The organism is Methylobacterium sp. NMS14P (assembly GCF_028583545.1).
Lineage (GTDB): Bacteria > Pseudomonadota > Alphaproteobacteria > Rhizobiales > Beijerinckiaceae > Methylobacterium.
In genome coordinates this window covers 3,664,356-3,689,400 of record NZ_CP087106.1, presented here as the reverse complement: position 1 = coordinate 3,689,400, position 25,045 = coordinate 3,664,356, and the positions used below count along the sequence as shown (strand labels likewise).

At 71.7% G+C, this 25,045-nt stretch carries 17 protein-coding genes; 8 read left to right on the top strand and 9 right to left on the bottom strand.

Features of this window, described 5'->3' with window-relative positions:
- The first annotated feature begins 152 nt into the window (after positions 1 to 152).
- Both LOK46_RS17520 and LOK46_RS17515 read left to right on the top strand, forming a co-directional pair.
- The gene (locus LOK46_RS17520; RefSeq protein WP_273559220.1) at positions 153 to 2,504 is read left to right on the top strand and encodes a sensor histidine kinase; all 2,352 of its coding nucleotides are present in this window, start codon (positions 153 to 155) and stop codon (positions 2,502 to 2,504) included.
- Positions 2,501 to 4,138 (top strand): ABC transporter substrate-binding protein, encoded by a 1,638-nt coding sequence (locus tag LOK46_RS17515; RefSeq protein WP_273559219.1) that lies wholly within the window; start codon positions 2,501 to 2,503, stop codon positions 4,136 to 4,138. The genes LOK46_RS17520 and LOK46_RS17515 overlap by 4 nt, the downstream gene beginning before the upstream one ends.
- 125 nt (positions 4,139 to 4,263) lie before the next feature.
- On the opposite strand, the gene ugpB is transcribed toward LOK46_RS17515, so the two are convergent.
- A complete protein-coding gene (ugpB, locus tag LOK46_RS17510; RefSeq protein WP_273559217.1) occupies positions 4,264 to 5,649 on the bottom strand; it encodes a sn-glycerol-3-phosphate ABC transporter substrate-binding protein UgpB in 1,386 nt (461 codons plus the stop codon).
- On the bottom strand, positions 5,646 to 7,991 hold the full coding sequence (locus tag LOK46_RS17505; protein ID WP_273559215.1) for a sensor histidine kinase: 2,346 nt from the start codon (positions 7,989 to 7,991) through the stop codon (positions 5,646 to 5,648). Before LOK46_RS17505 ends, ugpB begins: the two co-directional genes overlap by 4 nt.
- Positions 7,992 to 8,200: 209 nt before the next feature.
- Between LOK46_RS17505 and LOK46_RS17500 the strand changes: the two genes are divergently transcribed.
- From LOK46_RS17500 to efeB, 3 genes are all read left to right on the top strand, one after another.
- Positions 8,201 to 8,386, top strand: a complete 186-nt coding sequence (locus tag LOK46_RS17500) for a hypothetical protein (RefSeq protein WP_273559213.1) — start codon at positions 8,201 to 8,203, stop codon at positions 8,384 to 8,386.
- A 239-nt stretch (positions 8,387 to 8,625) separates the two neighbouring features.
- Positions 8,626 to 9,513, top strand: a complete 888-nt coding sequence (gene efeO / locus LOK46_RS17495) for an iron uptake system protein EfeO (RefSeq protein WP_273559212.1) — start codon at positions 8,626 to 8,628, stop codon at positions 9,511 to 9,513.
- Between the two features lie 78 nt (positions 9,514 to 9,591).
- The gene (gene efeB / locus LOK46_RS17490; RefSeq protein ID WP_273559210.1) at positions 9,592 to 10,833 is read left to right on the top strand and encodes an iron uptake transporter deferrochelatase/peroxidase subunit; all 1,242 of its coding nucleotides are present in this window, start codon (positions 9,592 to 9,594) and stop codon (positions 10,831 to 10,833) included.
- A gap of 259 nt (positions 10,834 to 11,092) precedes the next feature.
- On the opposite strand, the gene LOK46_RS17485 is transcribed toward efeB, so the two are convergent.
- The 5 genes from LOK46_RS17485 to LOK46_RS17465 form a co-directional block, all read right to left on the bottom strand.
- Positions 11,093 to 11,773 carry a helix-turn-helix domain-containing protein gene (locus LOK46_RS17485; RefSeq protein ID WP_273559209.1) on the bottom strand — a complete coding sequence of 227 codons (681 nt, stop codon included), beginning with the start codon at positions 11,771 to 11,773 and terminating at the stop codon, positions 11,093 to 11,095.
- A gap of 72 nt (positions 11,774 to 11,845) precedes the next feature.
- Positions 11,846 to 12,253: a response regulator transcription factor gene (locus tag LOK46_RS17480; protein ID WP_273559208.1), complete on the bottom strand. Its 408-nt coding sequence runs from the start codon at positions 12,251 to 12,253 to the stop codon at positions 11,846 to 11,848.
- Positions 12,254 to 12,458: 205 nt separating this feature from the next.
- A complete protein-coding gene (fixJ, locus tag LOK46_RS17475; protein WP_273559206.1) occupies positions 12,459 to 13,076 on the bottom strand; it encodes a response regulator FixJ in 618 nt (205 codons plus the stop codon).
- Positions 13,066 to 14,619, bottom strand: coding sequence for a PAS domain S-box protein (locus LOK46_RS17470; RefSeq protein ID WP_273564616.1), 1,554 nt, complete (start codon positions 14,617 to 14,619; stop codon positions 13,066 to 13,068). Before LOK46_RS17470 ends, fixJ begins: the two co-directional genes overlap by 11 nt.
- A 169-nt stretch (positions 14,620 to 14,788) precedes the next feature.
- Complete coding sequence (locus LOK46_RS17465; protein ID WP_273559205.1) at positions 14,789 to 18,139, bottom strand: PAS domain S-box protein; 3,351 nt, start codon at positions 18,137 to 18,139, stop codon at positions 14,789 to 14,791.
- 287 nt (positions 18,140 to 18,426) lie between these two features.
- On the opposite strand from LOK46_RS17465, the gene LOK46_RS17460 reads away from it, so the two are divergent.
- The 3 genes from LOK46_RS17460 (at position 18,427) to glpT (ending at position 22,401) form a co-directional block, all read left to right on the top strand.
- Positions 18,427 to 19,188: a DeoR/GlpR family DNA-binding transcription regulator gene (locus LOK46_RS17460; RefSeq protein ID WP_273559203.1), complete on the top strand. Its 762-nt coding sequence runs from the start codon at positions 18,427 to 18,429 to the stop codon at positions 19,186 to 19,188.
- 97 nt (positions 19,189 to 19,285) lie between these two features.
- Positions 19,286 to 20,788 (top strand): glycerol-3-phosphate dehydrogenase, encoded by a 1,503-nt coding sequence (gene glpD, locus LOK46_RS17455; RefSeq protein WP_273559201.1) that lies wholly within the window; start codon positions 19,286 to 19,288, stop codon positions 20,786 to 20,788.
- A 272-nt stretch (positions 20,789 to 21,060) separates the two neighbouring features.
- Positions 21,061 to 22,401, top strand: a complete 1,341-nt coding sequence (gene glpT, locus LOK46_RS17450; RefSeq protein ID WP_273559199.1) for a glycerol-3-phosphate transporter — start codon at positions 21,061 to 21,063, stop codon at positions 22,399 to 22,401.
- Positions 22,402 to 22,464: 63 nt separating this feature from the next.
- Here the strand turns inward: glpT and LOK46_RS17445 are convergent, their stop codons facing one another.
- Both LOK46_RS17445 and LOK46_RS17440 read right to left on the bottom strand, forming a co-directional pair.
- Complete coding sequence (locus LOK46_RS17445; RefSeq protein WP_273559198.1) at positions 22,465 to 23,757, bottom strand: MFS transporter; 1,293 nt, start codon at positions 23,755 to 23,757, stop codon at positions 22,465 to 22,467.
- 191 nt (positions 23,758 to 23,948) lie between these two features.
- Complete coding sequence (locus tag LOK46_RS17440) at positions 23,949 to 25,025, bottom strand: ABC transporter substrate-binding protein (RefSeq protein ID WP_273559196.1); 1,077 nt, start codon at positions 25,023 to 25,025, stop codon at positions 23,949 to 23,951.
- Positions 25,026 to 25,045: the final 20 nt, after the last annotated feature.

The window sequence follows — 25,045 nt, the reverse complement described above, 5'->3', positions numbered from 1 at the left end:
TGATGACGGAGGGGGCGGCATCGACCGAAGGCTGCGAGCGGAAACCGGGCGACCTGGTCGCCGGGGCGCCAGGCCTCGCCGGGACGCCGCCCGATTGCACCGCGCTCCGGCACGGCTTTAAGTTGCTGCCGGACCCCTATGTCGGGACGCGGATGCGGGTTGGACCCAAGATCGCTCTGGTCGGTGGCGTGCCGATCCTCGCCGCCGGCGCGATCGCCATGGCCGGCTGGCTCCTCCTGGCGCAGGAGGAGCGCGCCCGGCGCGGCGCGGTCCTGGTCGCCGACGTCTACCACGACATCGCCACTGCCCGCCTGGTCCGCGACCAGTACGCCGCCGCCGACGCGCAGGACCGGTCGGGCTATGCCGAGCGCTTCGCCGGCCTGACGGCGCGGGCCGAGGCCGGTCTCGGCCGGCTCGCCGGCTTCGCCCGCATCGACGAGCAGCGCGCGCGGATCGCCTCGGTGGAGCGGGCCCTGGCCCGCTACCGGGGCGAGATGGACGCCTTCGTCCGGCGGACCCGGGAGAATGACGGCCTGATCCGCGAGATGACGCAGCGGGCCGACACCCTGATCGACCTCACCGACCGGGCGCGCCTGCGGCAGCAGGCCTCGAACGCCGACCTCGCGCGCTCGATGGCCGAGAAGGTCGAGGCGCTGCGGGTCGCCCGGGGCCTCGTCGCCCGCCTCAACACGCTGAGAGCCCGGAGCGCGGAGGGCGCCGTGGTCGCCGCCCAGACCGCCGCCCAGGCCGCCGCCCAGACCGCCGCCCGGAGCGACGCTACCGCGTCCGGCCTCGCCGGAGGGGTGAGCGCGGAGAGCGACGGCCCGCGCGCGCAGAGCCTTTTCCGCGCTGCCAGCCGCGACCTCGCGACGGCTCTGCGGGCCGACGGCCGGGATGCCGACGCGGATTCCCTCGACGCGCTCACCGTCGAGGCGGCGGGGCAGAACCCGGATCTCCGCGCGAAGCTCGACGGCTGGATCGAGCGCACCTTGAAGATCGAGACGTCCGGCCAGGAGAGTCTGCACGACGAGGTGGCGCAGCTGCTGGCCTATTCCGTGGAGGCCAACGAGATCGAGCAGGCCACCCAGAACGTCGCGATCGGCACCCTCAAGCTGGGGCCGCGCACGTCCGGCGCCCTCCTGCACCGGGACGCCGCCCTCGCCGAGCGGATGCGCGACGAGGGCGAGCGCCTCGCGCGGAGCGCCGCCTCGCTGCCGATCTCGCCGCTGATCCAGGCCGAGATGGTCCAGGCGCTCGACGGCTGGCGCGCGCGCCTCACGACCACCATCGGGGGCCTGCGGCAGCAGAACGCCATGATCGTCGCGATGGATGGGCTCGCCGCGACGATGATCGACAGCGCCAAGGCGCTCAACGACGCCTTCGTGGAGGACGCCGACCGGTTCGGCATCTTCATCCAGCGGATCCTGCTCGCCGGCGCGGCCGGCCTCTTGCTGTTCGGCGCGCTGGTGGTGATCTTCGTCGCCCGCTCGATCCTGGTGCCGCTGCGCGCCCTCCAGGGCGACATGGTCATGCTGACCGGGAACCCGGCGGGCGCGGCCGTGCGGGGCACGGCGCGCCGAGACGAGCTCGGCGACATCGCCCGCGCCACCGCGGTCTTCGTCTCCGAGATCACCCGGCGGGAAGGCGCGCTGCGCCGGGCGAAGGATCAGACGGACGTCGCCCTGGTCGAGCTCCGCCGGACCCAGGACAACCTTGTCCGGGCCGAGAAGCTCGCCTCCCTCGGGCAGCTCGTGGCCGGGGTCGCCCACGAGATCAACACGCCGCTGGGCATCGCGCTCACCACCGGGACGCTGATGAGCGACGAGGCGCGGACCTTCCGGACAGGCCTGTCGGCCGGCACGCTATCGCGCTCCCGGCTGAATCATTTCGTCGACCGGGTCGAGGAGGGCGCCACCCTGCTCTGCACCAACCTCACCCGGGCCGCCGACCTCGTCCAGGGCTTCAAGCAGGTCGCGGTGGACCGCGTCAGCGACGAGAGCCGCAGCGTCGCGCTGGCGACTTGGCTCGACGACCTGCTGACGAGCCTGCGGCCGATGCTGCGCAAGGGCGGCCACGTCGTGGAGCGCGCCTGCCCGGCGGACCTCGTCATCGACACCAACCCCGGGGTGCTGGCGCAGATCGTGACCAACCTCATCGCCAACGCGGTCGTGCACGGGTTCCGGGCGGGCGAGCCGGGACGGATCATCGTGGACGTGTCGGAACGGGAGGGGGGCCTCGTGCGGATGGAGGTCCGCGACACGGGTGAGGGCATCCCGCCGGAGCACCTCGACCGCATCTTCGACCCGTTCTTCACGACGGCCCGGAGCGCCGGCAGCACGGGGCTGGGCATGCACATCGTCCACAATCTGGTGACCGCCAAGCTCGGCGGCCGCATCGCGGTCAGCAGCGAGCGCGGTCAGGGGACCGTGGTGCAGGTCGATTTTCCCGCGGAGGGTGCGGGAGCGGCCGCGCGGCCGCGGACCGGCGCGATCCGGGCGCCGTGAGGCCGGCGGCGGCATACCGGGCCGGGCTCCTCGCCCTGACGGCCGGCTTCATCTCCGGCCTGCTCCTCGCTCACAGTCCGGCGGCGGCGCGCACCTTCGTGTTCTGCTCGGAGGGCAGCCCGGAGAGCTTCGATCCCGCCCGCGCCACGACCACCACCACGATGAACGCGGCCTGGCAGGTCTACAACACGCTGGTCGAGTTCGCGCCCGGCACCACGACGATCCGCCCGGCGCTCGCCGAATCCTGGACGGTCTCGGAGGACGGGCGGACCTACGTCTTCGCCCTGCGCGACGGTGTCCGCTTCCACGCCAACGCGCGCTTCACCCCGACCCGCGCCCTGAACGCCGACGACGTGGTGTTCTCCTTCGCCCGGCAGCGGCGCGCCGGGCCCGACGGCGCCGCTCCGGGCTTCACCTACTTCCACGACCTCGGCCTCGCCGACCTGATCGAGGCCGTCGACGCACCGGACCCGCGCCACGTCCGCTTCCGGCTGCGCGAGGCCGACACCACCTTCCTCGCCAACATCGCCCAGGCCTTCGGCGCGATCCTGTCGGCCGAGTACGCGGCGGCCCTCGCGGCCGGCAACGCGTCGGACGACCTCGCGCGCGCTCCGATCGGGACCGGCCCGTACGTGTTCGAGGGTTACCGGCCGGATCAGGTCCTGCGCTTCCGCGCCTTCCCGGATTACTGGCGCCGCGCCGCGGAGGACGGCGAACCGGGCGAGCGCCCCGACGGCCTCGTCTTCGCGATCACGCCGAACGCGGCGGTCCGTCTGACGAAGCTGCGGGCCGGGGAGTGCCACGCCATGGCGTTCCCGGCGACCGGGGACCTCGACGCGATCCGCGCCGAGCCCGGCCTCACGCTGCTGGCGCTCGCCGAGCTGAACGTCGCCTACCTCGCCCTCAACACGACCCGCGCGCCCTTCGGCGACGCCCGGGTGCGGCGCGCGGTCAACCTCGCCATCGACCGGCGGGCGATCGTGGCGGGCGTCTACGGCGATGCCGGGATCCTGGCGCAGGGACCGCTGCCGCCCGGGATCTGGGCCCACGACGCGGACCTGCCGGACACCCCCTTCGACCGCGGCGAGGCGCTGCGCCTGCTGGCGGAAGCCGGGCTCGCCGAGGGCTTCGATGTCGAGCTGTGGTATCCGCCGGTCAGCCGGCCCTACAACCCGAACGGCCGGCGCGTCGCCGACATGATCCAGGCCGACCTCGCGCAGGTCGGCATCCGCGCGCGCCCGGTCACGCGTCCCTGGAACGCGTACCGCGCCGCCCTGTACGGCGGAGAGCCCGCGCTGATGCTCTACGGCTGGACGAGCGACAACGGCGACCCGGACAACTTCCTGAGCGTCCTGCTCGGCTGCAAGGCCGCCCAGGCCGGCGGCGCCAACCTCGCCCGCTGGTGCGACCCGGCCTACGATCGGCTGGTCGAGGCCGCCCGCCGCACCGGCGACCGGGAGGCGCGGCAGGCGCTGTACCGGCAGGCTCAGGCCATCGTCCGGCGCGCGATGCCCTGGGTGCCCCTGGCCCACACCAAGGTGCATCTCGCGCTCCGCAGCGACGTGCTCGGCCTGACGATGGATCCCCTCGGCCGCCACCTGTTCGAGACGGTGCGGTTCCGCGGTCCGCAGTGATGGGAACGCCGTCCTTGCGAGCGCAGCGAAGCAATCCAGGCGGCGCCACGATCACCGAACGCGCGCTGCCCTGGGTCGCGTCGCTGCACTCGCGATGACGGTGTGGGCCGCCCCGCCCGTCACCCTCACTTCTTGGTCCGCTGCTGGAAGACGCGCAGCACCTGATTGCCCCGCGCCACGGCGTCGTCGAGGGCCCGCTGCGGCGCCTTGGCGCCGTCGAGCGCCGCCTCCAGCTCCTCGGCCCAGATGTCCCGGATCTGCAGCATGTTGCCCAGGCGCAGTCCGGCGGTGTTGCGCGTCGGCGGCCGCCGGGTCAGTTCCTGCACGGCGACGTGGAGCTGCGGGTGCCGCTCGAAGAAGCCCTCCGCGACCGCGTCGGCGTAGGCGCCGCGCGTGGTGGGGATGTAGCCGGTGTTCCGGTACATCGCGGCCTGCTGCCGCCCGTCCATCAGGAAGGCCAGGAACCGGGCGACGCCGCGGTACTCGTCCGGCGTCTTGCCCTGCATCACGTAGAGCGAGCCGCCGCCCAGGATCGCGTTCTGCGGCTCCGCGACGACGTCGGGGTAGAAGGGCATCGGCGCGACCGTCCAGTCGAACCGGGCCGCGGTGGAGACCTTGCCGTACAGGCTCGACGAGGTGAGGAAGATCGCGCAGTCGCCCGAGACGAACCGGCTCTCTCCGCGATTGACGCGGTCGTTGTACTCGAACACGCCCGCGCGCTTCAGGTCGACGAGGTTCTGCAGGTGGCGGACCTGGAGCGGGCCGTTGAAGACGAGTTCGGCGTCGTAGCCGTCCAGGCCGTTGGAGCGGGTCGCGAGCGGCCGGTCGTGCCAGACAGAGAGCTGCTCGAGATGCACCCAGGTCGGCCAGGCCGAGGACAGGGCGCACCGCTTGCCGTCCGCCGCCCTGAGCCGCCGCGCGGCCTCGAAGACCTCCGGCCAGGTCGCCGGGGGATGCTTGGCGTCGAGCCCCGCCAGGCGGAACCGGTCGCGGTTGATCCACATCACCGTCGAGGAGACGTTGAAGGGCAGGGACAGCATCCCGCCCTCGGCATCCAGGTAGTTGGTGGCGACAACCGGCAGGAAGTCCTCGGGCGTCACCGGGAGTCCCGCCTCCCGCATCACGGTGGCGACGGGCCTGACGGCGCCGATCGCGGCCGCCATGGTGCCGTTGCCGACCTCGAAGACCTGCAGCAGGTGCGGCGCCGCGCCGGTGCGGTAGGCCATGATGCCGCTGCTGATCGTCTCGGCGTAGGAGCCCTTGTAGACCGGCACGACCCGGTAGTCGGGCTGGGAGGCGTTGAACGTCTCGGCGATGCGGGTCACCAGCTCGCCGTTCGGCCCGTCGAGGGCGTGCCAGAACTGGAGCTCGGTGAGGGCTGCGGCGGGCAGCGGGCGCAGCGCGGCGAACAGAGCGGCGAGCAGCCCGACGTGCAGCCAGGCGCGGGCGCCGGCGATCAGCGGCCTCAGGCGGCCGACCCCGCGCCGTTCCGGTTGCCACGCTCCGCTCATGCCAGCCGCTCCGGAAGCCACAGCCGCAGCACCGTGCCGGCGCCCGCGCTGCTCGACAGTTCGACCCGCCCCTGGAGGCGGTTCACCACGAGGTTGTGGACGATGTGCAGGCCCAGGCCCGTCCCGCCGCGGGCGCGAGCCGTGGTGAAGAACGGGTCGAACACGCGGCCGAGGTCGGCGCCGTCGATGCCGCGCCCGTCATCCGCGATCGAGAGGCCGATCCCATCGCCGGTCCGGATCCCCGTGATGGTGATGCGGCCGCCCTCCCGCTCCTGGAAGCCGTGCTCGATCGCGTTCTTGACGGCGTTCGACACGACCTGCGCCAGGATCCCCGGCAGCGTGTCGAGGACGAGATCGGGCGGGCACTCGACCACGAAGACGTGCCGGCCCGGCCGCGCCAGGGCGCGCAGGCTCTTCAGCAGCTCGTCGATCCAGTCCGCGAGGTTCAGCGCGCGGCGGTCCTCGATGGCCTGATCGGCCGCCACCTGCTTGAAGCTGTAGAGCAGGTCGGCCGCGCGCATCAGGTTGCTGGTCAGGAGCTGCGCGCCCTCTCGCATCCGCCCGGCATACTGGGTCAGCCGCGAGCGGGAGAGCTGGTTCTCGCCCACCAGGCGCTCGAACGCGGCCGAGTCGGACTGGACCTGCGTCGCGGTGGTCAGGGCGATGCCGAGCGGGGTGCTGATCTCGTGCGAGACGCCCGCCACGAGTTGCCCGAGCGAGGCGAGCCGCTCCGCGCGGATCAGGTCCTCCTGGGCCTGCCGCAGGGTCGTGAGCGCGTCGTCGGCCCGCTGCGAGGCGTTGCGCCGGTCCGCCTCGCGGCGGCGGATCTGCTCCAGGAACGCGTTGGTCGCCCTGGCGATGTCGCCGAGTTCGTCGCGCCGCGCGAGCAGGTGGCCGTCGCGGCCGATATCCTCCGGGGCGGGCGCGGCGGCGGCCGTGACGATGCTGTGCTGCAGGGCGTGCAGCGGCCGCGTGATCGAGCGCGCCACCGCGGCGGCGGCGCCGATCCCGAGGCACAGCGCGCCGACCGCCCCGACGACCAGCAGCTGCCGGATCACGCTGCCGAACTGGTCGGCATCGTCGATGAAGGCCCGGCTCAGGGTCTGCGCGTTGGCACTCATGGTGGCGGCGCGGCCGTCCATGTCGGCGATGGTCTCGTTCTGCTCGCCGATCTTCTCGATCGTCGCGGCGAGCTGCGTGCGCCAGCCGTCGATCGCCTCCGCCATCTCGTCCCGGATGCTCACCGGGATCAGCAGCGTCCGGGACGTGCCCGACAGCTCCGCGCCCGCCTCCAGCACCCGCGACACCTCCGCGGTGTCCCGGCGCGCGAGCGCCGCATCGGTCCGCCGGGCGAGGCGCAGGGCCGTGAGGGCGATGTCCTGGGCGGAGAGCTCGGCCTCGTTCGAGAGGACCGAGTGGCGGATGAGGAGCGCGACCTCCTCGTACAGCCGGTTCTGGCGAGCGACGTTCACCTGCACGAGCTGGTCGCACCACTCGACTAGGACGCGGCCGGCCTGGGTGGCGCGGGTCAGCTCGAAGCCCTCGGACAGTACTCGGTTGAGATAGTCCTCGGTCCGGCTCCGGTCGCGGTACGCCTTCAGGAGCTCCGTCGCCCGGTCCGCCGCGCCCGCCTCGCCGTCGACCCGCAGGACGCGGCGCAGCCGGTCACCCACCGCATCGAGCTGCCGCAGGTCGGCGGCCAGCTCGTCGAACTCGATGGGGAAGACCGGGCGGCCGATGCGCGCCCGATTCAGCTCGGCGGTGCTGATCGCCTCCCGCAGCTCCCGGAGGGCGGTGACGACGCCCTGGTTCCGCTCCAGCTCGGCATCCTTGACGGCCAGGACGGCGATCAGCTGGGCGTTGTCCTGCTGCTGGCGCCGGCGCGCGACGTCGGTCAGCGCGACCAGGGCGTCCGCCCGCCGGGCCATGTCGGCGATCGTGGCGGTCGCCGTCCGCTCGGAGAGCAGGAGCGAGCGCATCCGCGTCACCTGCGAGTTCAGATCGCCCGTGACGGTGGCCACGAGCGCGGACTGGCCGCGCGTGCGCGCGAGACCCTCCAGGCGTTCGAGCTGCCCGGCCGCCGTGGCGGCCCGCTCGTCGAAGCGGCGCTCGGCCTCGTCCCGGCGCGCGGCGCCGCCGCTGACGGCGTCCGCCCGGGCCCGGTTCATCGACGTGAGCGTCTGCGCCGTCTCCGTCGCCACCACGGCGCCGGTCCGGGCACGCTCGGCCTCGTAGAGCAGGATCCAGGCGCCCAGCGCGATGGCGGCCGCGACGAGGATCGGGATCGCGCCGACCACGAGGACGCGGCGCGCGATGCCGGACCTCCCGAACCCGCGGGTCATCGCGCCTCGCACCGTGTCCCGCGCCCCGTCACCCGTGCGGCCTCCCGATCGGTCGCCGATTCCGCGACGACACATTCCGTTATTGTGCCATCGCCGCGATGACTTCCCGAGAGCGCTGAAGCAACACGGGACGCAATATTCCCGCAGCACGGCTTCCGTAGATACCGCCTCGCACAACGGTCCTCGAAGACCGAACGAGGGGAAACACCATGCTCGACGTCATCGCCCGCCTCCTGCTCTCGGCCGGCATCATGGTCGGTACGACCTACCTGCCGGCGCTCTCGCAGGCCGTCACCGGGCAATCGGGCGGCACCCGGGTCTCCGCCGCGGACGCGCCTGCCTGCCCGGCGAAGCCCGCGACGGCCGGGATCCGCGCCCTGGCCTGCCTGGGCTGACCGGCATGGAAACGCTCCCTCTGGTCCTGCTCGTGGGCGGGAATCTCCTGCTCGCCATCGTGATCCCGCTCCTCGTCTGACCGCCCCGCGGTCATGATCCGCGCCGCCCGGGAAGCCGGTCGATCAGGACCGGCCCCGAACCGCCGCAGCGGTCGGCAGTTGCCCGTCGGTGAGGCCTCGATTAGCCGGACGATGCGGCCGGCTCGGGTCGCGCTCCGTGTCACGATCCGCCGCCGCCCATGCCCGAGTCTCCATGCCTCGCCCGGGATCGATCCCGCACCGCGGCCCTCGCTCTGGCGATGCTGATCGGCGTCGGCGGCGCCGGCCCGGGCTGGTCCCTCGACAGGCCGGACGGCCCGCGTCCCGCGCGGCCGTCCCGGCCGGTGGCGCCGGAGCTGGCCGCGGCCCTCGCCGCCTACAGGACCTACGTCGTGGCCCAGGCCGACGCCTTCGTGCGCGAGACCGCGCGCTTCGTCGCGGCGATCCAGGCCGGGCAGCTCGCGGAGGCGCGCCGGCTCTACGCCCCGGCGCGCGCGCCCTACGAGCGAATCGAGCCGGTGGCGGGCCTGTTTCCCGAGCTGATCAAGCGTCTCGACGTGCGCAGCGACGAGTTCGAGCTGCGCGAGCGCGACCCCGCCTTCGTGGGCTTCCACCGCCTGGAGATGGCGCTGTTCACCCTCGGCACCACGGAAGGGCTCGGCGAGGTCGCGGAGCGTCTCGCCGCCGAGACCGTGACCCTGCGCGACCGCGTCGCGGCGCTCGCCATCCCGCCCGCCAAGGCGGTCGGGGCGGCCTCGGCCCTGATCGAGGGGATCGCCGCCACCAAGATCAGCGGCGAGGAGGAGCGCTATAGCCGCACCGACCTGTGGGACTTCCAGGCCAACATCGAGGGCTCGAAGGTCGTGTTCACGCTCCTGCGGCCGCTGCTGACGGACCGGGACTTCGTGGCCCGGGTCGAGCGCAGCTACAAGCGGGTCGAGGACCTGCTCGCCCGCTACCGCGGCCCGGACGGCGGCTTCCAGAGCTACGATAACCTGACGGCCCGGGACCGGAACGCCCTGAAGGGGCCCATCACCCTTCTGGCTGAAGATCTGTCGACGCTGCGTGGCCGGCTCGGGCTAGACTGATATCATTGCCGAGGTGCCGCCCTGTGGCCTTTCTTCGAGGCTACAGGTGGCAACACGACCAGATTTTGCCGAGCGACGATGCGCTTCCTTTCCCCGGTCACCTCCCGCCGCCGGTTCCTCGGCGGCCTCGGCGCCGCGGCGCTCCTCGGGCCCGCTCGGGCCGAGGACGCGACGCCGACCACCGCCACCGAGGGGACGCTCGTCGCCCAGCCCTTCCACGGGCTCCACCAGGCCGGGATCGTCACCCCGCAGCCGGCCGCCGCCCTCTACGTCGCCTTCGACGTGCTGGCCGAGCGTCGCGGCGAGCTGCCCCACCTGTTCCGGACGCTCACCGAGCGCCTCGCCTTCCTGACGCGGGGCGGTGCGGTGCCCGATCTCCACCCGCAGCTGCCGCCGCGCAATTCCGGCATCCTCGGACCGACGGTGCTCCCCGACAACCTCACCGCCACGGTCTCGGTCGGCGCGAGCCTGTTCGACTACCGGTTCGGCTTGGCGCGCGCCCGCCCGCGCCATCTCGGGCCCATGGAGCGCTTCTCCAACGACGCCCTCGACCCGGGCCAGTGCCACGGCGACCTGCTGATCCAGTTCTGCTCGAACACGGCCGAGACCAACATCCACGCCCTGCGCGACGTCATCAAGGCGACGCCCGGCCTCCTCGCGCCGCGCTGGAAGATCGAGGGTTTCCTGCCGCCCCACGTGGTGAAGACCATGGGGGCCGACACCGTGCGCAACATGCTGGGCTTCAAGGACGGCACCGCCAACCTCGACGTGCGGGATTCCCGGCTGATGGACCGCTACGTCTGGGTCGGGCCGGGGCAGGACGAGCCGGCCTGGACGGCGGGCGGAAGCTACCAGGTGGTGCGGATCATCCGCACCCTCGTCGAGCGCTGGGACCGCACGCCGCTCGGCGAGCAGGAGGCGATCATCGGCCGGCACAAGGGCAGCGGCGCGCCGCTCAGGCAGGGACACGAGCGCGACGTTCCGGACTACGGCGCCGACCCGGACGGCGAGGCCATCTCGCTCGCCGCCCATATCCGTCTCGCCAACCCGCGCCTGCCGGGCACTGAGGGCAGTCTGATCCTGCGCCGCAGCTACAACTATTCCCGCGGGCTGACCGCCGCCGGCCAGCTCGACATGGGCCTGCTGTTCGTCTGCTATCAGGCCGATCTCGCGGCCGGCTTCATCACGGTGCAGAACCGTCTGTCCGGCGAGGGCCTCGAAGAGTACATCCGCCCGACAGGCGGCGGCTATTTCTTCGCTCTTCCCGGCGTTCCGGGTCCCGAATCCTTCCTCGGGGAAGGCCTGCTGGCCGCGGTCTAGACATCGTCGACGCGGATCCGTGTCGCTGGATCCGCTTGCGGCAGCCGGCCCGACCCATCCCGGCCGAACGGACGGGACGCCGGGACAGGCCCGACGGCGCGCCCCGCCATCGCAGGGAGCCGGCTCCGGTCGATACCGGAGCGTGCGAGGGGATCGCGCACCTCTGCCATCACGGTCGCTCGGTCACGTGAGGGCCTGTGGCTTCGACCGGAGTGCGCTCCCTTCCACACCGTCCCGAGCCGATCGGAAGCGGATCTCGTCAGTCGGCGAGGTCCCGCAGGGCGGCGGCGTTGCGCAGGATGACGGTGCGGCGGTTCGGAGGCAGCTCGATCAGCCCCTCCCGCTCGAGCTGGGTGACGGCGCGGGAGACGCTCTCGATCGTCAGGCCCAGATGGTCGGCCATGTCGTTGCGCGACATGGGCAGGCAGATCGCCCGGCCCGCGTCCGCCGTCCGCTCCGCCAGGGCGAGCAGGAAGCTCGCGATCCGTTCCCGGGCGGACTTGCGACCGAGCAGCATCATGTGCTCCTGCGCCCGCTCCAGATCGCGCATCATCGCGGCCACGACCTCGCGGGCGAGGCCGCCGTCGTCGCCCGTCAGGACCCGCGGCTCGCGGCGATGGACGAGCAGCCGCGTCTCGCCGACGGCGTCGGCGCTGAAGCGGTGATCCTCCCCGGATTCCAGGCCGAAGATGTCGCCCGGCAGGTAGAAGGCGCCGATCTGCCGACGACCGTCCGACAGCAGCTTGTAGGTGCGCACCACCCCGACGGCGATCTTGTAGAAGAACATGGCCCGGTCGCCCTCGGCGTATATCTCCTCGTTGGCCGCGAAGGTCCGGCGCGTCGCGGTCCGGGACTCGGACGCGGGGGACGCGGGAAGCGCGGCCGGCGCGCCGCGTCCGAGGACAGGGGCGAGGCCGGCGGTGGCGAGGGCGGTCAGCATGGGAGCCTCCGGGAGCGGAACGTCGCTCCTGGCTACGCTCCTCCCCGGCGCGGCGACATTCGGGACCTTCTCTTAAGGGGTTTTACGGAGGCCGATCCGGCCGCCGGTCTGAAGGGCCAGGGCCTCGTGGATCCCTTCGAGGAGCGAGCCGTCCTCGAACGGCTTCTCGACCACGCGCCTGAAGCCGGCATCCGCCGCGAGGCGGCCCAGGTCGCCCGACAGGCGGCCGGTGATCAGGATCGCCGGCAGGGCGACGTCGCGCGCGCGCAGACGGGCCACGAGTTCGAGCCCGTCCATGTCGGGCATCCGGTAATCGACCAGCAGACAGCCGTCCGTCGGCAGGGCGACGTCGCGCAGAAGCTGCGCGGCGCCCGCGTACAGGCGGACCTGCAATCCTTCCAGCTCCAGGGCGAATTTCAGGGAGTCGCGGACGGCCTCGTCGTCGTCGACGACGAGGACCGGCCCCGTGCGCTTCGGCATTGCTTGGCAGGATCCTTCGCGAAATCGGGGTAGGCCGCCCAGGGGACGGGCGCCTTGATCTGCCGCAAGCCGGTCCCGGAGGTCGCGCGGCCCGAGACGCCGGTTCTCGACCCTGGCCCGAGGTCGCCGTGAACACGCCCCGCCGGTCCGCGAGACCCTGACGCAGGTCGGAGAGACCCGGCCGGCTGTGGGATCGCCTCCGTCCTCAGTCGCCGTCCGCCTGTCCCGCGATCAGGGCCATGCGGACGAGCTCGGAGAGGCTGCCCGCCTGAAGCTTCGACATGACGTTCGCCCGGTAGATCTCCACCGTCCGCGGGCTGATGCCGAGGTCGAGGCCGATGACCTTGTTGGCCTTGCCGGCGACCAGACCCTCCAGCACCTGCCGCTCGCGCTCGGTCAGCTCGGCCAGGCGCGCCCGCATCGCGTCGCGCTCGGACGCGCGCTTCGCGGTCCGGTCCGCCCGCGCCAGGGCCGACCGGATGCTGGCGAGAAGCACCTCGTCGTCGAACGGCTTCTCGATGAAGTCGACCGCGCCGGCCTTCATGGCCGCGACCGCGAGGGCGACGTCCGCGTGGCCCGTCATGACGATCACCGGCGGCAGGCCGCCCCGCTGACGGAGGCGGTGCAGGAGCTCGACGCCGTCGATGCCGGGCATGCGCACGTCCGTGACGACGCACCCGACGCGCCCGGCCTCGGCGGCCAGGAAGGCGGTCGCGGACTCGTGGACGCGGACGGCCAGCCCGTCGGTCGCCAGCAGGAAGGCCAGCGCCTGGCGCACCGCGACATCGTCGTCCACGATGTGCACGGGCGCGTCACTCGACATGGGCCATCTCCTCCCGGTCGAAGGCGCGCAGGGTGAAGCGGAAGGTGGTCCCGCCGTCCGGGCCGGGGCCGGCCTGGATCTTGCCGCCGTGGGCCTCGACGATGGTCCGGCAGATCGACAGGCCGACGCCCATGCCGCTCGCCTTCGTGGTCACGAAGGGCTGGAACAGCTGCTCGGCGATCTCGGGGGCGATGCCGGTCCCGGTATCCGACACCCGAACCTCGACCAGGCCCTCGGTCGGAAACGCCCGCGTGGCGACGGTCAGGTCGCGCCGGGCGACCTCCTGCATGGCCTCGATCGCGTTGCGGATGAGGTTGAGCAGGACCTGCTGCACCTGGATCCGGACCGCCAACACGAGGGGCGCGTCCGGGTCGAGGTCGAACCGGACGCGCACGCCCTTCTCCTTGGCGCCGACGAGGGCGAGGGCGCTCGCTTCCTCGATCAGCTTGGGCAAGCCCTCGATGTGCCGCTCGCTCTCGCCGCGCGACACGAAATCCCGCAGGTGCCGGATCACCTGCCCGGCTCTCAGGGCCTGATCGGCCGCTTGCGTCACGGCGTCGGCGAGCAGGGGCACCTCGGGGCCTTCCATGCGCCCAAGGAGGCGTCGGCAGCCCTTGAGGTAGCTCGCGATCGCCGTCAGCGGCTGGTTGATCTCGTGCGCCAGGGTCGACGCCATCTCGCCGAGGGCGGTGAAGCGCGACATGTGCACCAGCTCGGACTGCAGCTCCTGCAGGCGGGTCTCGGTCTGGTTCCGCTCGGTGAGGTCGCGGATGAAGCCGGTGAAGTAGCGCTCGCCGCCCGAGCGCATCTCGCCGACCGACAGTTCCATGGGGAAGGTCGAGCCGTCCTTGCGCTGGCCGACCACGACGCGGCCGATGCCGATGATCCGCCGCTCACCCGTCACGAGGTAGCGGGACATGTAGGCGTCGTGCTGGCTGCGGTACGGTTCCGGCATCAGCAGGCTGACGTTCCGGCCGACCATCTCGTCCGAGCCGTAGCCGAACTGGCGCACGGCGGCCGCGCTGAACGATCTGATCCGCGCCTGCTCGTCGATGACGATCATCGCGTCGGGTACCGTGTCGAGGATCGAGCGCAGGTGCGCCTCGCGCGCCCGCAGATCCTCGTCGGCCTGCTTCTGCTCGTGGATGCTGAAGACCACGCCGCGGTGCCGGCACGGCCGACCGTCGGCATCGACCTGCACGCGCCCGCGCGAGCGCAACCAGTGAACGCGTCCGTCGGGATGCACGGCGCGGTAGTCGATCTCGTAGCTCCCGCCTTCGGTCAGCGCGCGTCCGATCGCCGCCGCCCTGGCGGCGCGATCGTCCGGATGCACGAAGGCCTGCGTCTCGGCGAAGGTGGTGAGACGGTCCGGCGGCACGCCGAACAGGCGGATGCAGGACGGGAGGATCGTGACGCGTCCGGTCGGGATGTCGAGGGCCCAGCCGCAAATGCCGGCCTCGTCGAGCGTCAGCCGCAGGCCGTCCGCGTCGAACGGGTCGTCGTCCCGGGTGGCGGGCGCGTGCGGGTCTTCAGGCGTCGTCATGTCGGCGGCAGGGGGGGACGGCACCGTCATCCATCCAGGTTGTCGGTGCCCGTCTTACACCGCCGGTCGCATCGGGAGACAGCCGGGGCGCGAGCGCGTCGTCGGTCCGGCGTCACGACCGCGCCCGCGGCGCGGCAGACCGGGCTGCGCGGCCGTGCACGGCGCCGGCTCACGGCGTCGCCGCCGCGTCCCGCTTCGGCGCGGTGACTTGCCGGAGCAGGCGTCCGAGCTGCTCGGCCGAGTAGGGCTTGTGCAGCACCGAGAACCCGTGCGTGCCGTCCTGTGCGAGGACGTGGCTGTAGCCTGAGGCCAGGAGCACCGGCAGTCGCGGCATCCGGCGTCTGAGTTCCTGCGCGAGGGCGAGCCCGCCCATCCCCGGCATCACCACGTCCGAGAACACGACGTCGAACTCCGCCCCCTCCGATCCGAGCCGGTCCAGAGCCTCCTCGGCATTCGCCGCCCAGGTGGTCTCGTAGCCGAGATCTTCCAGGATCTGCGTGGCGAAGGTGCCGACCTCGACGTTGTCCTCGACCACGAGAACGCGCTGGCCGGAACCGACGGGCGAGGCCGGCGCCGCGGCGGCGGCGGCGGCGGCGGCCGTGTCGTACGGCACGGTCTCGGCCGCGACTTCGGGCAGGTAGAGCGTGAAGGTCGTCCCCGCGCCGAGCACGCTCTCGACCGCGACATCGCCGCCCGACTGCTTCGCGAAGCCGAAGACCTGGCTCAGGCCCAGCCCCGTCCCCTTGCCGACCTCCTTCGTGGTGAAGAACGGCTCGAAGATCCGGTCCAGCACGTTCGGGGCGATGCCGGACCCGGTGTCGGTCAGCGCGATCGCGGCGAAGGGCTGGGCGCTCGCCGCGTGGCCGCGGATCGCCGGCAGCGGGCAGGTGCAGGTCAACCGCAACGTGAGGGTGCCTTCGCCGTCCATCGCGTCGCGCGCGTTGACGGCGATGTTCACCAGCGCCGTCTCGAACTGGCTGAGGTCGGCGCGCACGGCGCAGGAGATGTCCGGGACCTCGGTGACGACGCGGATCCGCGCGCCGGTCACCGTGTCGAGCAGCTCGGCCACGGCCCGCAACCGGTCGCCGAGGTCGAAGATCTGCGGGGCCAAGGTCTGGCGGCGGGCGAAGGCGAGGAGCTGGCCGGTCAGCTTGGCGGCGCGATCGACCGTGTCGGACACCGCGTCGAGGTAGCGGGCCTTGCGCGCCTCGGGCAGTTCGGGCCGGCGCAGGAAGTCGACGGACGAGCGGATGATGGTGAGCAGGTTGTTGAAGTCGTGCGCCACCCCGCCCGTGAGCTGGCCCACGGCCTCCATCTTCTGCGACTGGCGCAGCGCCTCCTCGGTCTTGAGCAGCTCCCCGGTGCGTTCGGCGACACGGCTCTCGAGGGTCTCGTTCAACTCGCGCAGGCCGTCTTCGGCGAGCTTGCGGTCGTGGATGTCGGTCGACGTGCCGAACCAGGCGGTGATGGTCCCGCCGGGATCGCGCAGCGGTTCGGCCCGGGCCATGTACCAGCGATACGCACCGTCGTGCCGGCGGTAGCGGACCTCGATCTCGTAGGTGACGCCGCGCTCGCGCGCGTCCGACCAGGTGGCCGCGGTCCGCGCGCGATCGTCCGGATGGACCGCCTCGATCCAGCCATCGGGCAGCGACGCCCGCGTATCGAGGCCGGTATACGCGCACCAACGGTTGTTCAGGAAATGCAGCCGGCCGTCCGGCGAGGCGAACCAGACGAAGGCCGGCACGACGTCGGTCAGGGTGCGCAGCCGTGCCTCGGCCTCGCGGCGCTCGTCGATGTCGATCACCGAGCCGAAGTAGCCGAGGAACGCGCCGTCGGCGTCGAGTCTCGGCGACGCGGCGTCGAGCGCCCAGCGGTACCGGCCGTCCCTGTCTCGGAGGCGGTATTCCAGGCGGAACGACGTCCGGTCCGCGTTCGCCGCCAGGAACACCTCTTCGGAGCGGGCGCGGTCGTCGGGATGGATCGCGTCGAGCCAGCCGAGGCCGAGCGCCTCGGCCTCGGCCTGACCGGTGAACTCGTACCAGCGACGGTTGAGGTAGATGCACGCGCCGGTCTCGTCGGTGATCCAGGTCATCACCGGCGCGTCGTCCGCCATGGCGCGGAATCGGGCCTCGCTCTCCCTGAGCCGCGCGTCGGCCTCGTGCCGGAACGTGACGTCGCTCGCCATCCCGAACCACTCGGTCACGGTCCCGTGCCGATCGATCAGCGGCACCGCGCGCGACAGCGTCCAGCCGACGCCGCCGTCGGCGCGCCGGACCCGGTGCTCGAGTTGGAACAGGCCTTTGCGGCGGACCGCATCGTCGACGGCCGCCATGACCTCGGGCCTGTCGGCCGGATCGACGTAGCGGTCGAGCCAGCGCACGCTCGGCTCCGCCATGTCGGACAGGAAGCCGCGCCCGTCGAGCTGGCGCATCTCCTGCCAGTCCGGGCTCATGTGGTAGACCACGTCGGAGGTCGCGTGGACCAGGGCGCGGAGCCGCGCTTCGCTGACCCGCAGGCTCGCCTCGGCCCCGACACGCTCGATATGCGCCCAGCAGCGCTCGGTGACTTCGCGGATGAGCGCGAGCTCGGCGTGCGACCAGCGGTGGGGCTGCGCGTGGTGGATGGCCATCAGGGCCGCGAGCCGGCCGTCCTTCACGAGCGGCATGCAGATGGTGGCCGCGATCCCGATCGCCCGGAAGGTCTCGGCCTCGTGCGGGGCGAGCTCGGCGGCGTTGTCGTTGATGATGAGGGGCCGGCCGGCATTCAGTTCCTGGACGGCCAGCGCGCCGAAAGCGGCGAGGCTGTAATGCCCCAGGATCGAGGGCGATGTTGGCGCGTGCCAGTTGCCGCGGATGGTGAAGCCGTCGCCGTCCGGATCCATGTCGGCGTAGGCGCAGTTCGACAGGTTCAGGTGCGCGCCCACGCGGCGCGTGGTGATCTCCAGGATCGCGCCGGCGTCGCGGGCGTGCGCGGTTGCCTGACCCAGCTGGTCGAGGAAGCGGAGGCGGCTCTCGTTCTCGGCGATCCGACGCTCGCTGAGGACGCGTTCGGTGATGTCGAGCACCGTGGCGAGCGTGCCGATCGGCGTGCCCTGATCGTCCAGGACCGGGGTGTATTCCAGGTCCATCCAGACCGTCTCGGCGCGCCCGTGCCGCCAGAGCTCGAGTTCCTGGGCGCGGAAGCTGAGCGGGCGACCGGACAGGCCGCTCGCGATCACGCGCGCGTTGAAGGCGCGGGCTTCCGGCCAGAGCTCCAGAAGGCGCCCGCCGAGCGCCTCCGGATGGCGCGGGCCGCAGATCTCCGCGTAACCCTGATTGTAGACCAGGATGCCGTCGCGACCCCAGATCGCCACGGTCGGGACTGGCGAGAGCAGCAAGGTCTGGACGATGGTCCGGACGGGCGCGGGCCAGGTGTCGATGGCCCCGAGCGGCGTCGCCGCCCAGTCATGGCCGCGGATCAGGTCGCCGAGATCCCCGCCTCCGACCGGAGACCAGTTCTGCGTGACGGCCGCGCGCGTCATCGATCCGAATACGGAATTCGTTGCATCGCGGCGCTTGTCGACGCGCCGGCGCCCATCGTCAACGGGGCAGGTGATCGGGGCAGGCGCCGCGCCGAAGGCTCGCGCCCCGCGAGTCCTGCCTCCGCGCCCTGCGGGCCGACGGGCCGGCCTGCGGCGTCCCGCCGTTTCCTCCCTGGGTCGAATCCGCTAGGCGTGTCACCGGTCCGGAACGCGCCTTCGCTTTTTCGAAGCGCTGGCGCGCTCGCACCGAAAACGGTTTCAATTTCGTCGCGCGGAGGTCTGCAGGCATGCTCTCGGAGCGTCAGAACGCGATCATGGACCTCGCGCGGACCGAGGGGCGCGTATCGGTCGATGCCCTGTCCGGCCGGTTCGCGGTCAGCGTGCAGACCATCCGGAAGGATCTCAACGACCTGTGCGACGCGCGCCTCCTGTCGCGCATCCACGGCGGGGCCGTCCTCGGCGCGGGGGCCGAGAACCTCGACTACGAGGCCCGCAACGCGCTGGCGGCGCCCGAGAAGGCGGCGATCGCGCGCGCGGCCGCCGACCTGATCCCGGACCGCTCCTCGCTGTTCATCAACATCGGCACCACCACCGAGGCCGTCGCCCGGGCGCTTCACGGCCATTCCGGGCTCATGGTGATCACCAACAACCTCAACGTCGCGCTCGCCCTGCGGCCGAGCCCCGAGATCGAGTGCATCGTGGCGGGCGGCCTGATCCGCCGCTCGGACGGGGGGATCGTCGGGGAGGCGGCGGTGGATTTCATCCGCCAGTTCAAGGTCGATTTCGCGGTGATCGGGGCCTCGGCGATCGACGAGGACGGGGCGCTCCTCGATTTCGACTACCGGGAGGTCCGGGTCGCCCAGGCGATCATCGCCAACGCCCGCCACGTCGTTCTGGTCGCGGATTCCACGAAGTTCGAACGGAGCGCGCCGGTGCGGCTCGCCCAGCTCAGTCAGGTCGGCACCTTCGTGACCGATCGCTGCCCCAGCGAGACGCTGCGCGACCTCTGCCGCGCTTCCGGAGTCCGCCTCGTCGAAACCGGTCGCTGAGCGTATCGCTTTCGGTTGACTTTCCTTTGGTTTCGTATTCAATTTGCTCGCTTTCGCAGTCGCGCGTTAGACGCCGCGACACGAAAGGGGGAGGATCATGCGCACGTTCGACGTTGCCGTCATCGGCGGGGGGATCAACGGCTGCGGGATCGCGCGGGACGCGGCCGGCCGCGGGTACTCGGTCTCGCTGACCGAGCAGAACGACCTCGGCAGCGGCACCTCGTCATGGTCGACCAAGCTGATCCACGGTGGCCTGCGCTACCTGGAGCACTACGAGTTCCGCCTCGTGCGCGAGGCGCTGGCCGAGCGCGAGGTGCTCTGGGGCATCGCGCCCCACATCGTGCGCCCGCTGCGCTTCGTCCTGCCGCTGCACACCGGCCTGCGTCCGGCCTGGCTGCTGCGGATCGGGCTGTTCCTCTACGACCATCTCGGCGGCCGCAAGCGCCTGCCCGGCACGCGCCCCGTCGACCTCTCCGGCCCGATCGGCGCCCCGCTCAAATCCGAGTTCCGGCGCGGCTTCGAGTATTCGGACGCGCGCGTCGACGACACGCGCCTCGTGGTGCTCAACGCGCGCGATGCCGAGGCGCGGGGCGCCGAGATCGCGGTGGGCACCCGCGTCGTCTCGGTCCGCCGCGAGGGCGATCTGTGGCGCATCGTCCGGCGCGAGCTTCGGACCGGCCGCGAGGAGGAGATCGCCGCGCGCTTCCTCGTCAACGCGGCCGGACCCTGGGTCGACCGGGTGATCCAGGGTCCGCTCGGCCGGAGCGAGGCCAGGCACGTGCGCCTCGTGCAGGGCTCGCACATCGTGATGCGCAAGCTCTACGATCACGACCGGGCCTTCATCTTCCAGAACGCGGACGGGCGCATCATCTTCGCGATCCCCTACGCGAACGACACGACCCTCGTCGGCACGACGGACCGTGACTTCTCCGGCGACCCCGCCGACGCGGCGATCACCGAGGAGGAGACCGCGTATCTCCTGAGCGCCGCCAGCGAGTACTTCGCGACGCCGCTTCGCCGCGACGACATCGTCTGGTCCTTCTCGGGGGTGCGCCCGCTCTACGACGACCACGCCTCCGCGGCGCAGGAGGCGACGCGCGACTACGTGCTGAAGACGGACGGCGCGGCCGGCGAGGCGGCGGTGCTCAACATCTTCGGCGGCAAGATCACCACCTATCGCAAGCTGGCCGAGGATGCCCTGAAGGAGATCGGCCAGCGCCTCGGCGCGCGGGGCCGCTCCTGGACCGGGAGCGCCCCGCTCCCGGGCGGCAATTTCCCGGTGGACGGGGTGGACGAGATCGAGGCACGCCTCGCCCGCGCCGCGCCCCAGCTCGCCGCCGCCACGGTCGTGCGCATGGTGGCCGCCTACGGGACGGACGCGCTGCGCATCGCCGCGAATCTCGGGCCCAATCTGGGGCACGGCCTCCACGAGGGCGAGCTGCGCTGGATGATGGACCGGGAATGGGCCCGCACCGCCGAGGACGTGCTCTGGCGTCGGTCCAAGCTCGGCCTCGCCTTCTCGGCCGACGAGGTTGCGGCGCTGCGGGCGAGGATCACCGCCATGACCGTCCGGCACGACAGCGCGGTGGCCGCCGGCTGAGCCGGTCGCCGCGCGCCGACGCAGAAGAATCGCGAGACGGCGACCCGGCCGAGCCGGAGATGCGCCGCACAACAGGAGGAAACGATGCCGCGACCGGACCAGGACGTCCACCAACGCCACCGGTCGAGACCGGACGCGCGGATCGCGCATCAGCGCGCCGCGGGACCCGCTTCGGCGCCACGCTGAGCGCGGCACGTCACCACCCCGTCCTATCCGAGACGCGCCCGGGATGAGCCCGGGTCCGTCCGCGGTCTCACGCACCAAGGCGCGCCATGATCGGCTTTCTCGCTCCCGCGGCCCATCGGCCACCCATTCAGACGGATCGCGTCGATCCGACTTACCGCAAGCTGCGCTGGCAGATCTTCGCGGGCATCTTCCTGGGCTACGCGGGCTATTACCTGCTGCGCAAGAACTTCTCGCTGGCCATGCCCTACCTGGTCGAGCAGGGCTACAGCCGCGGTGAGCTCGGCACCGCGCTCTCCGCGGTGGCCATCGCGTACGGCCTGTCCAAGTTCCTGATGGGCATGGTCTCGGACCGCTCCAACCCGCGCTACTTCCTGCCGATCGGCCTCGTGCTCTCCGCGCTGGTGATGTTCCTGTTCGGCTTCGTGCCCTGGGCGACGTCCAGCGTCGGCATCATGTTCGTGCTGCTGTTCCTCAACGGCTGGTTCCAGGGCATGGGCTGGCCGCCGAGCGGCCGCACGATGGTGCACTGGTGGTCGCAGAAGGAGCGCGGCGGCGTCGTCTCGGTCTGGAACGTGGCGCACAACGTCGGCGGCGGCCTGATCGGCCCGCTCTTCCTGCTCGGCCTGGCTTGGTTCAACGACTGGCACGCGGCCTTCTACGTGCCCGCCGCCGTGGCGCTCGGCGTCGCGGTCTTCGCCTTCCTGACCATGCGGGACACGCCGCAATCCTGCGGGCTGCCCTCCGTGGAGACCTGGAAGGAGGATTATCCGGAGGGCTACGACGCGAACCACGAGCGCGAGTTCTCCACGCGCGAGATCTTCGTCGAGCACGTGCTGAAGAACCGGATGCTCTGGTACATCGCGTTCGCCAACGTGTTCGTCTACCTGCTCCGCTACGGCGTGCTGGACTGGGCGCCGACATACCTGAAGGAGGCCAAGCACTTCTCGGTCGACAAGACCTCCTGGGCCTACTTCCTCTACGAGTGGGCCGGCATTCCCGGCACCCTTCTCTGCGGCTGGCTGTCCGACAAGCTGTTCCGCGGCAACCGCGGCGCCACGGGCGTGGTGTTCATGTTCGGCGTCATGGCGGCGACGCTGGTCTACTGGCTCAATCCCGAGGGCAATCCGGGCGTCGACCTCGCGGCCCTGATCTGCATCGGCTTCCTGATCTACGGGCCGGTGATGCTGATCGGCCTCCAGGCGCTCGAACTCGTGCCGAAGAAGGCGGCCGGCACGGCGGCCGGCTTCACGGGCCTGTTCGGGTATCTCGGCGGCTCGGTCGCGGCCAGCGCGCTGGTCGGCTACACGACGGACCATTACGGCTGGAACGGCTGCTTCATTCTCCTGCTGGCGGCCTGCGTCCTCGCGATCGTCTGCCTGGCCCTGACCCTGCGGCACAGCAGCACCGCGGCCCCGCAGTTCGCCTGATTGCCGGGTCTACCGACGCGGCAGGGGGGCCGAGGCCCCCCTGCCGATCCTGTGCCGGCGCGATCAGGCCGGGGCGCCCAGAGCGGCCGGCTGGCTCGCGCGGCGGTAGATCAGGAGCGTGGCGACGAGGCCGCAGGCGCCCCCGAAGGCCATCCACAGGCCGGGGGCCGCGCGGTTGCCGGTGGCCTCGATGAGCCACGTGGAGACGAGGGGCGTGAAGCCGCCGAGCAGGGCGGTCGCCAGCGAGTAGGCGAGGGAGAAGCCGGCCGTGCGCACGCTCGCCGGGACGACCTCGGTCAGCGCCACCACCATCGCGCCGTTGTAGCTGCCGTACAGGAAGGACAGCCACAGGAGCGCGATCAGCATGTTGCCGAAGCTCGCGTTGGCCACGAGCCAGCCCAGCACCGGGTAGGCGGTGAGCAGGGTCAGCGCCGAGAAGACGAGCAGGATCGGCTTGCGCCCGATCCGGTCGGACAGCGCCCCCATGACCGGCAGCCAGAACAGGTTCGACAGGGCGGTGCAGAACGTGACCAGCAGGCTGTCGGTGTCGGACAGCTTGAGGACGGTCTTGCCGAAGGTCGGCGTGTACACGGTGATCGTGTAGAACGAGATCGTGGTCATGCCGACGAGCAGCATGCCGAGCAGCACGATCTGCCAGTTGCGGGCGAGCGAGCCGAACACCTCGTTCATGGACGGCCGGTGCTTGCGCTTCAGGAACTCCTCCGTCTCCTCCAGCGACCGCCGGATGTAGAACAGGAACGGCACGATCGCGCAGCCGATGAAGAACGGGATGCGCCATCCCCAGGCATTCATGTCGGCGGGGGTCAGTGCGTTGTTGAGGATGTAGCCGATCACGGCCGCGAACATCACGGCGACCTGCTGGCTGCCGGACTGCCAGGACACGTAGAAGCCCTTGTTGCCGGGCGTGGCCATCTCGGACAGGTAGACGGACACGCCGCCGAGCTCGACGCCGGCCGAGAAGCCCTGCAGCAACCGTCCGACGAGGACCAGGAACGGCGCGAACAGGCCGATCGTGCCGTAGCCCGGGACGAAGGCGATCAGGATCGTGCCGGCCGCCATGATGCCGAGCGTCACGATCAGCCCTTTGCGGCGGCCGATGCTGTCCACGTAGGCGCCGAGGAAGATCGCGCCGAGCGGCCGCATCAGGAAGCCGGCGCCGAACGTCATGAAGGTCAGCATCAGCGAGGCGAACTCGTTGCCGACCGGGAAGAAGGTCTTGGAGATGTAGGTGGCGTAGAAGCCGAACAGGAAGAAGTCGAACATCTCCAGAAAGTTGCCGCTGGTCACGCGCAGGACCGTGGCGGCTCTGGAACTCGACGAGTGGGCCTGTATCATTGCTGTCTCCCTCAGGCGCTGGAGCGGTCGCAACCGCACGAGGGAAGCGTCGGTTCGGGTCGGCGCGCGATCGCCCCTGGCGACCGGGCCGCAGCCGTGAACCAATCCTCCCGTGTATTCGCGCCGACTTCGCGGCGCTTGCGGCCGCTATACGCGCGTTAACCTGTCACGAAGCTGTCGCGGGTCTCGGCTCAGCGGCCTTCCATCGCCCGCCGCCAGCGCCGCAGCATGCGGGCGCGCCGGATCTGGTCGAGGTTGGCCAGCAGTTCCGGCCCCACCGAGACCGGCCGCAGCGCCGGGGCGTTCGCGACCGGATCGTCCGCCCGGCGGGCGTCCAGGCGCGCCGGCGTGAGGGACCGCGACGCGAGCCGCGCTTGGCCCTCGCGGGAGAGCATGTAGTCGAGGAACAGGCGGGCGGCCGCGGGATGGCGCGCGTCCTTGGCGATGAAGGCGATCCGCGACACGAGGAGCGTGTAGTCGGTCGGCAGCACGACGCCGATCACGGGGTCCTGCTTGGCCCGCTCGAGGGCGTAGGCGCCGAACACGCCGTAGGCGAGCAGGGCCTCGCCGTCGACGATCCGGTCGAGCATCGTCTCGGTGCGCGTGTAGAGCTTCACCCCGGCCTGTCCCAGGGCGGAGACCAGGTCCCAGGTCCGGGGCGTCACCTCGGCATCCTGCGCGAGGATCAGCGATCCGACGCCGCTCCGCTCGGGATCGTAGGCGGCGACCTTGCCCTTCCAGGCCTCCGGTTGTTCGGTCAGGGATCGGATCAGCTCGGCGCGGGTCGTGGGCACGCGCTCCCGCGGCAGGAGCGTCTTGTTGTAGGCGATGGCGATCGGCTCCGCCGTGACGCCGAAGGCCTCGTTGCGCCACACGGCCCATGACGGCAGCGACGCGGCCTCGGGGGACACGTAGCGGGCGGCGTAGCCGTCGTTCACCAGCTTGATCTGGCGATCCATGGCCGAACTCCAGACGATGTCGGCCGTGCCCGTCCCGGCGGCGGCGGCCTCCACGAAGCCGTCGTAGAGGCGCGACGAGTTCATCTTGGTGTACGACACCGCCACGCCGGGATGGGCCGCGCGGAAGCCCGCGATGAGGTCGGCGACCTCGGCCTCGTCCGTCGTCGCCTCCACGACCACGACGGTCTCACCCTTCGCCGCGGCGGAGCCCGAGTCCCCCGCCGTCAGGGGCGGTTCGACCTGCGACCAGGCCGGGCCGAGGCCGGCGGCCAGCAGCAGGAGAAGCCCGACGGCGTGGCGAACGCTCAACGATGTCTCCCCTTCGTCGG

Excerpts from the sequence above, each read along its gene's own strand:
- LOK46_RS17520 (WP_273559220.1), top strand. The coding sequence starts at position 153 with ATGCGGGTTGGACCCAAGATCGCTCTGGTCGGTGGCGTGCCGATCCTC.
- ugpB (WP_273559217.1), bottom strand. The coding sequence starts at position 5,649 with ATGAGCGGAGCGTGGCAACCGGAACGGCGCGGGGTCGGCCGCCTGAGG.
- LOK46_RS17505 (WP_273559215.1), bottom strand. The coding sequence starts at position 7,991 with ATGACCCGCGGGTTCGGGAGGTCCGGCATCGCGCGCCGCGTCCTCGTG.
- LOK46_RS17500 (WP_273559213.1), top strand. The coding sequence starts at position 8,201 with ATGCTCGACGTCATCGCCCGCCTCCTGCTCTCGGCCGGCATCATGGTC.
- efeO (WP_273559212.1), top strand. The coding sequence starts at position 8,626 with ATGCCCGAGTCTCCATGCCTCGCCCGGGATCGATCCCGCACCGCGGCC.
- efeB (WP_273559210.1), top strand. The coding sequence starts at position 9,592 with ATGCGCTTCCTTTCCCCGGTCACCTCCCGCCGCCGGTTCCTCGGCGGC.
- LOK46_RS17485 (WP_273559209.1), bottom strand. The coding sequence starts at position 11,773 with ATGCTGACCGCCCTCGCCACCGCCGGCCTCGCCCCTGTCCTCGGACGC.
- LOK46_RS17480 (WP_273559208.1), bottom strand. The coding sequence starts at position 12,253 with ATGCCGAAGCGCACGGGGCCGGTCCTCGTCGTCGACGACGACGAGGCC.
- fixJ (WP_273559206.1), bottom strand. The coding sequence starts at position 13,076 with ATGTCGAGTGACGCGCCCGTGCACATCGTGGACGACGATGTCGCGGTG.
- LOK46_RS17470 (WP_273564616.1), bottom strand. The coding sequence starts at position 14,619 with ATGACGACGCCTGAAGACCCGCACGCGCCCGCCACCCGGGACGACGAC.
- LOK46_RS17465 (WP_273559205.1), bottom strand. The coding sequence starts at position 18,139 with ATGACGCGCGCGGCCGTCACGCAGAACTGGTCTCCGGTCGGAGGCGGG.
- LOK46_RS17460 (WP_273559203.1), top strand. The coding sequence starts at position 18,427 with ATGCTCTCGGAGCGTCAGAACGCGATCATGGACCTCGCGCGGACCGAG.
- glpD (WP_273559201.1), top strand. The coding sequence starts at position 19,286 with ATGCGCACGTTCGACGTTGCCGTCATCGGCGGGGGGATCAACGGCTGC.
- glpT (WP_273559199.1), top strand. The coding sequence starts at position 21,061 with ATGATCGGCTTTCTCGCTCCCGCGGCCCATCGGCCACCCATTCAGACG.
- LOK46_RS17445 (WP_273559198.1), bottom strand. The coding sequence starts at position 23,757 with ATGATACAGGCCCACTCGTCGAGTTCCAGAGCCGCCACGGTCCTGCGC.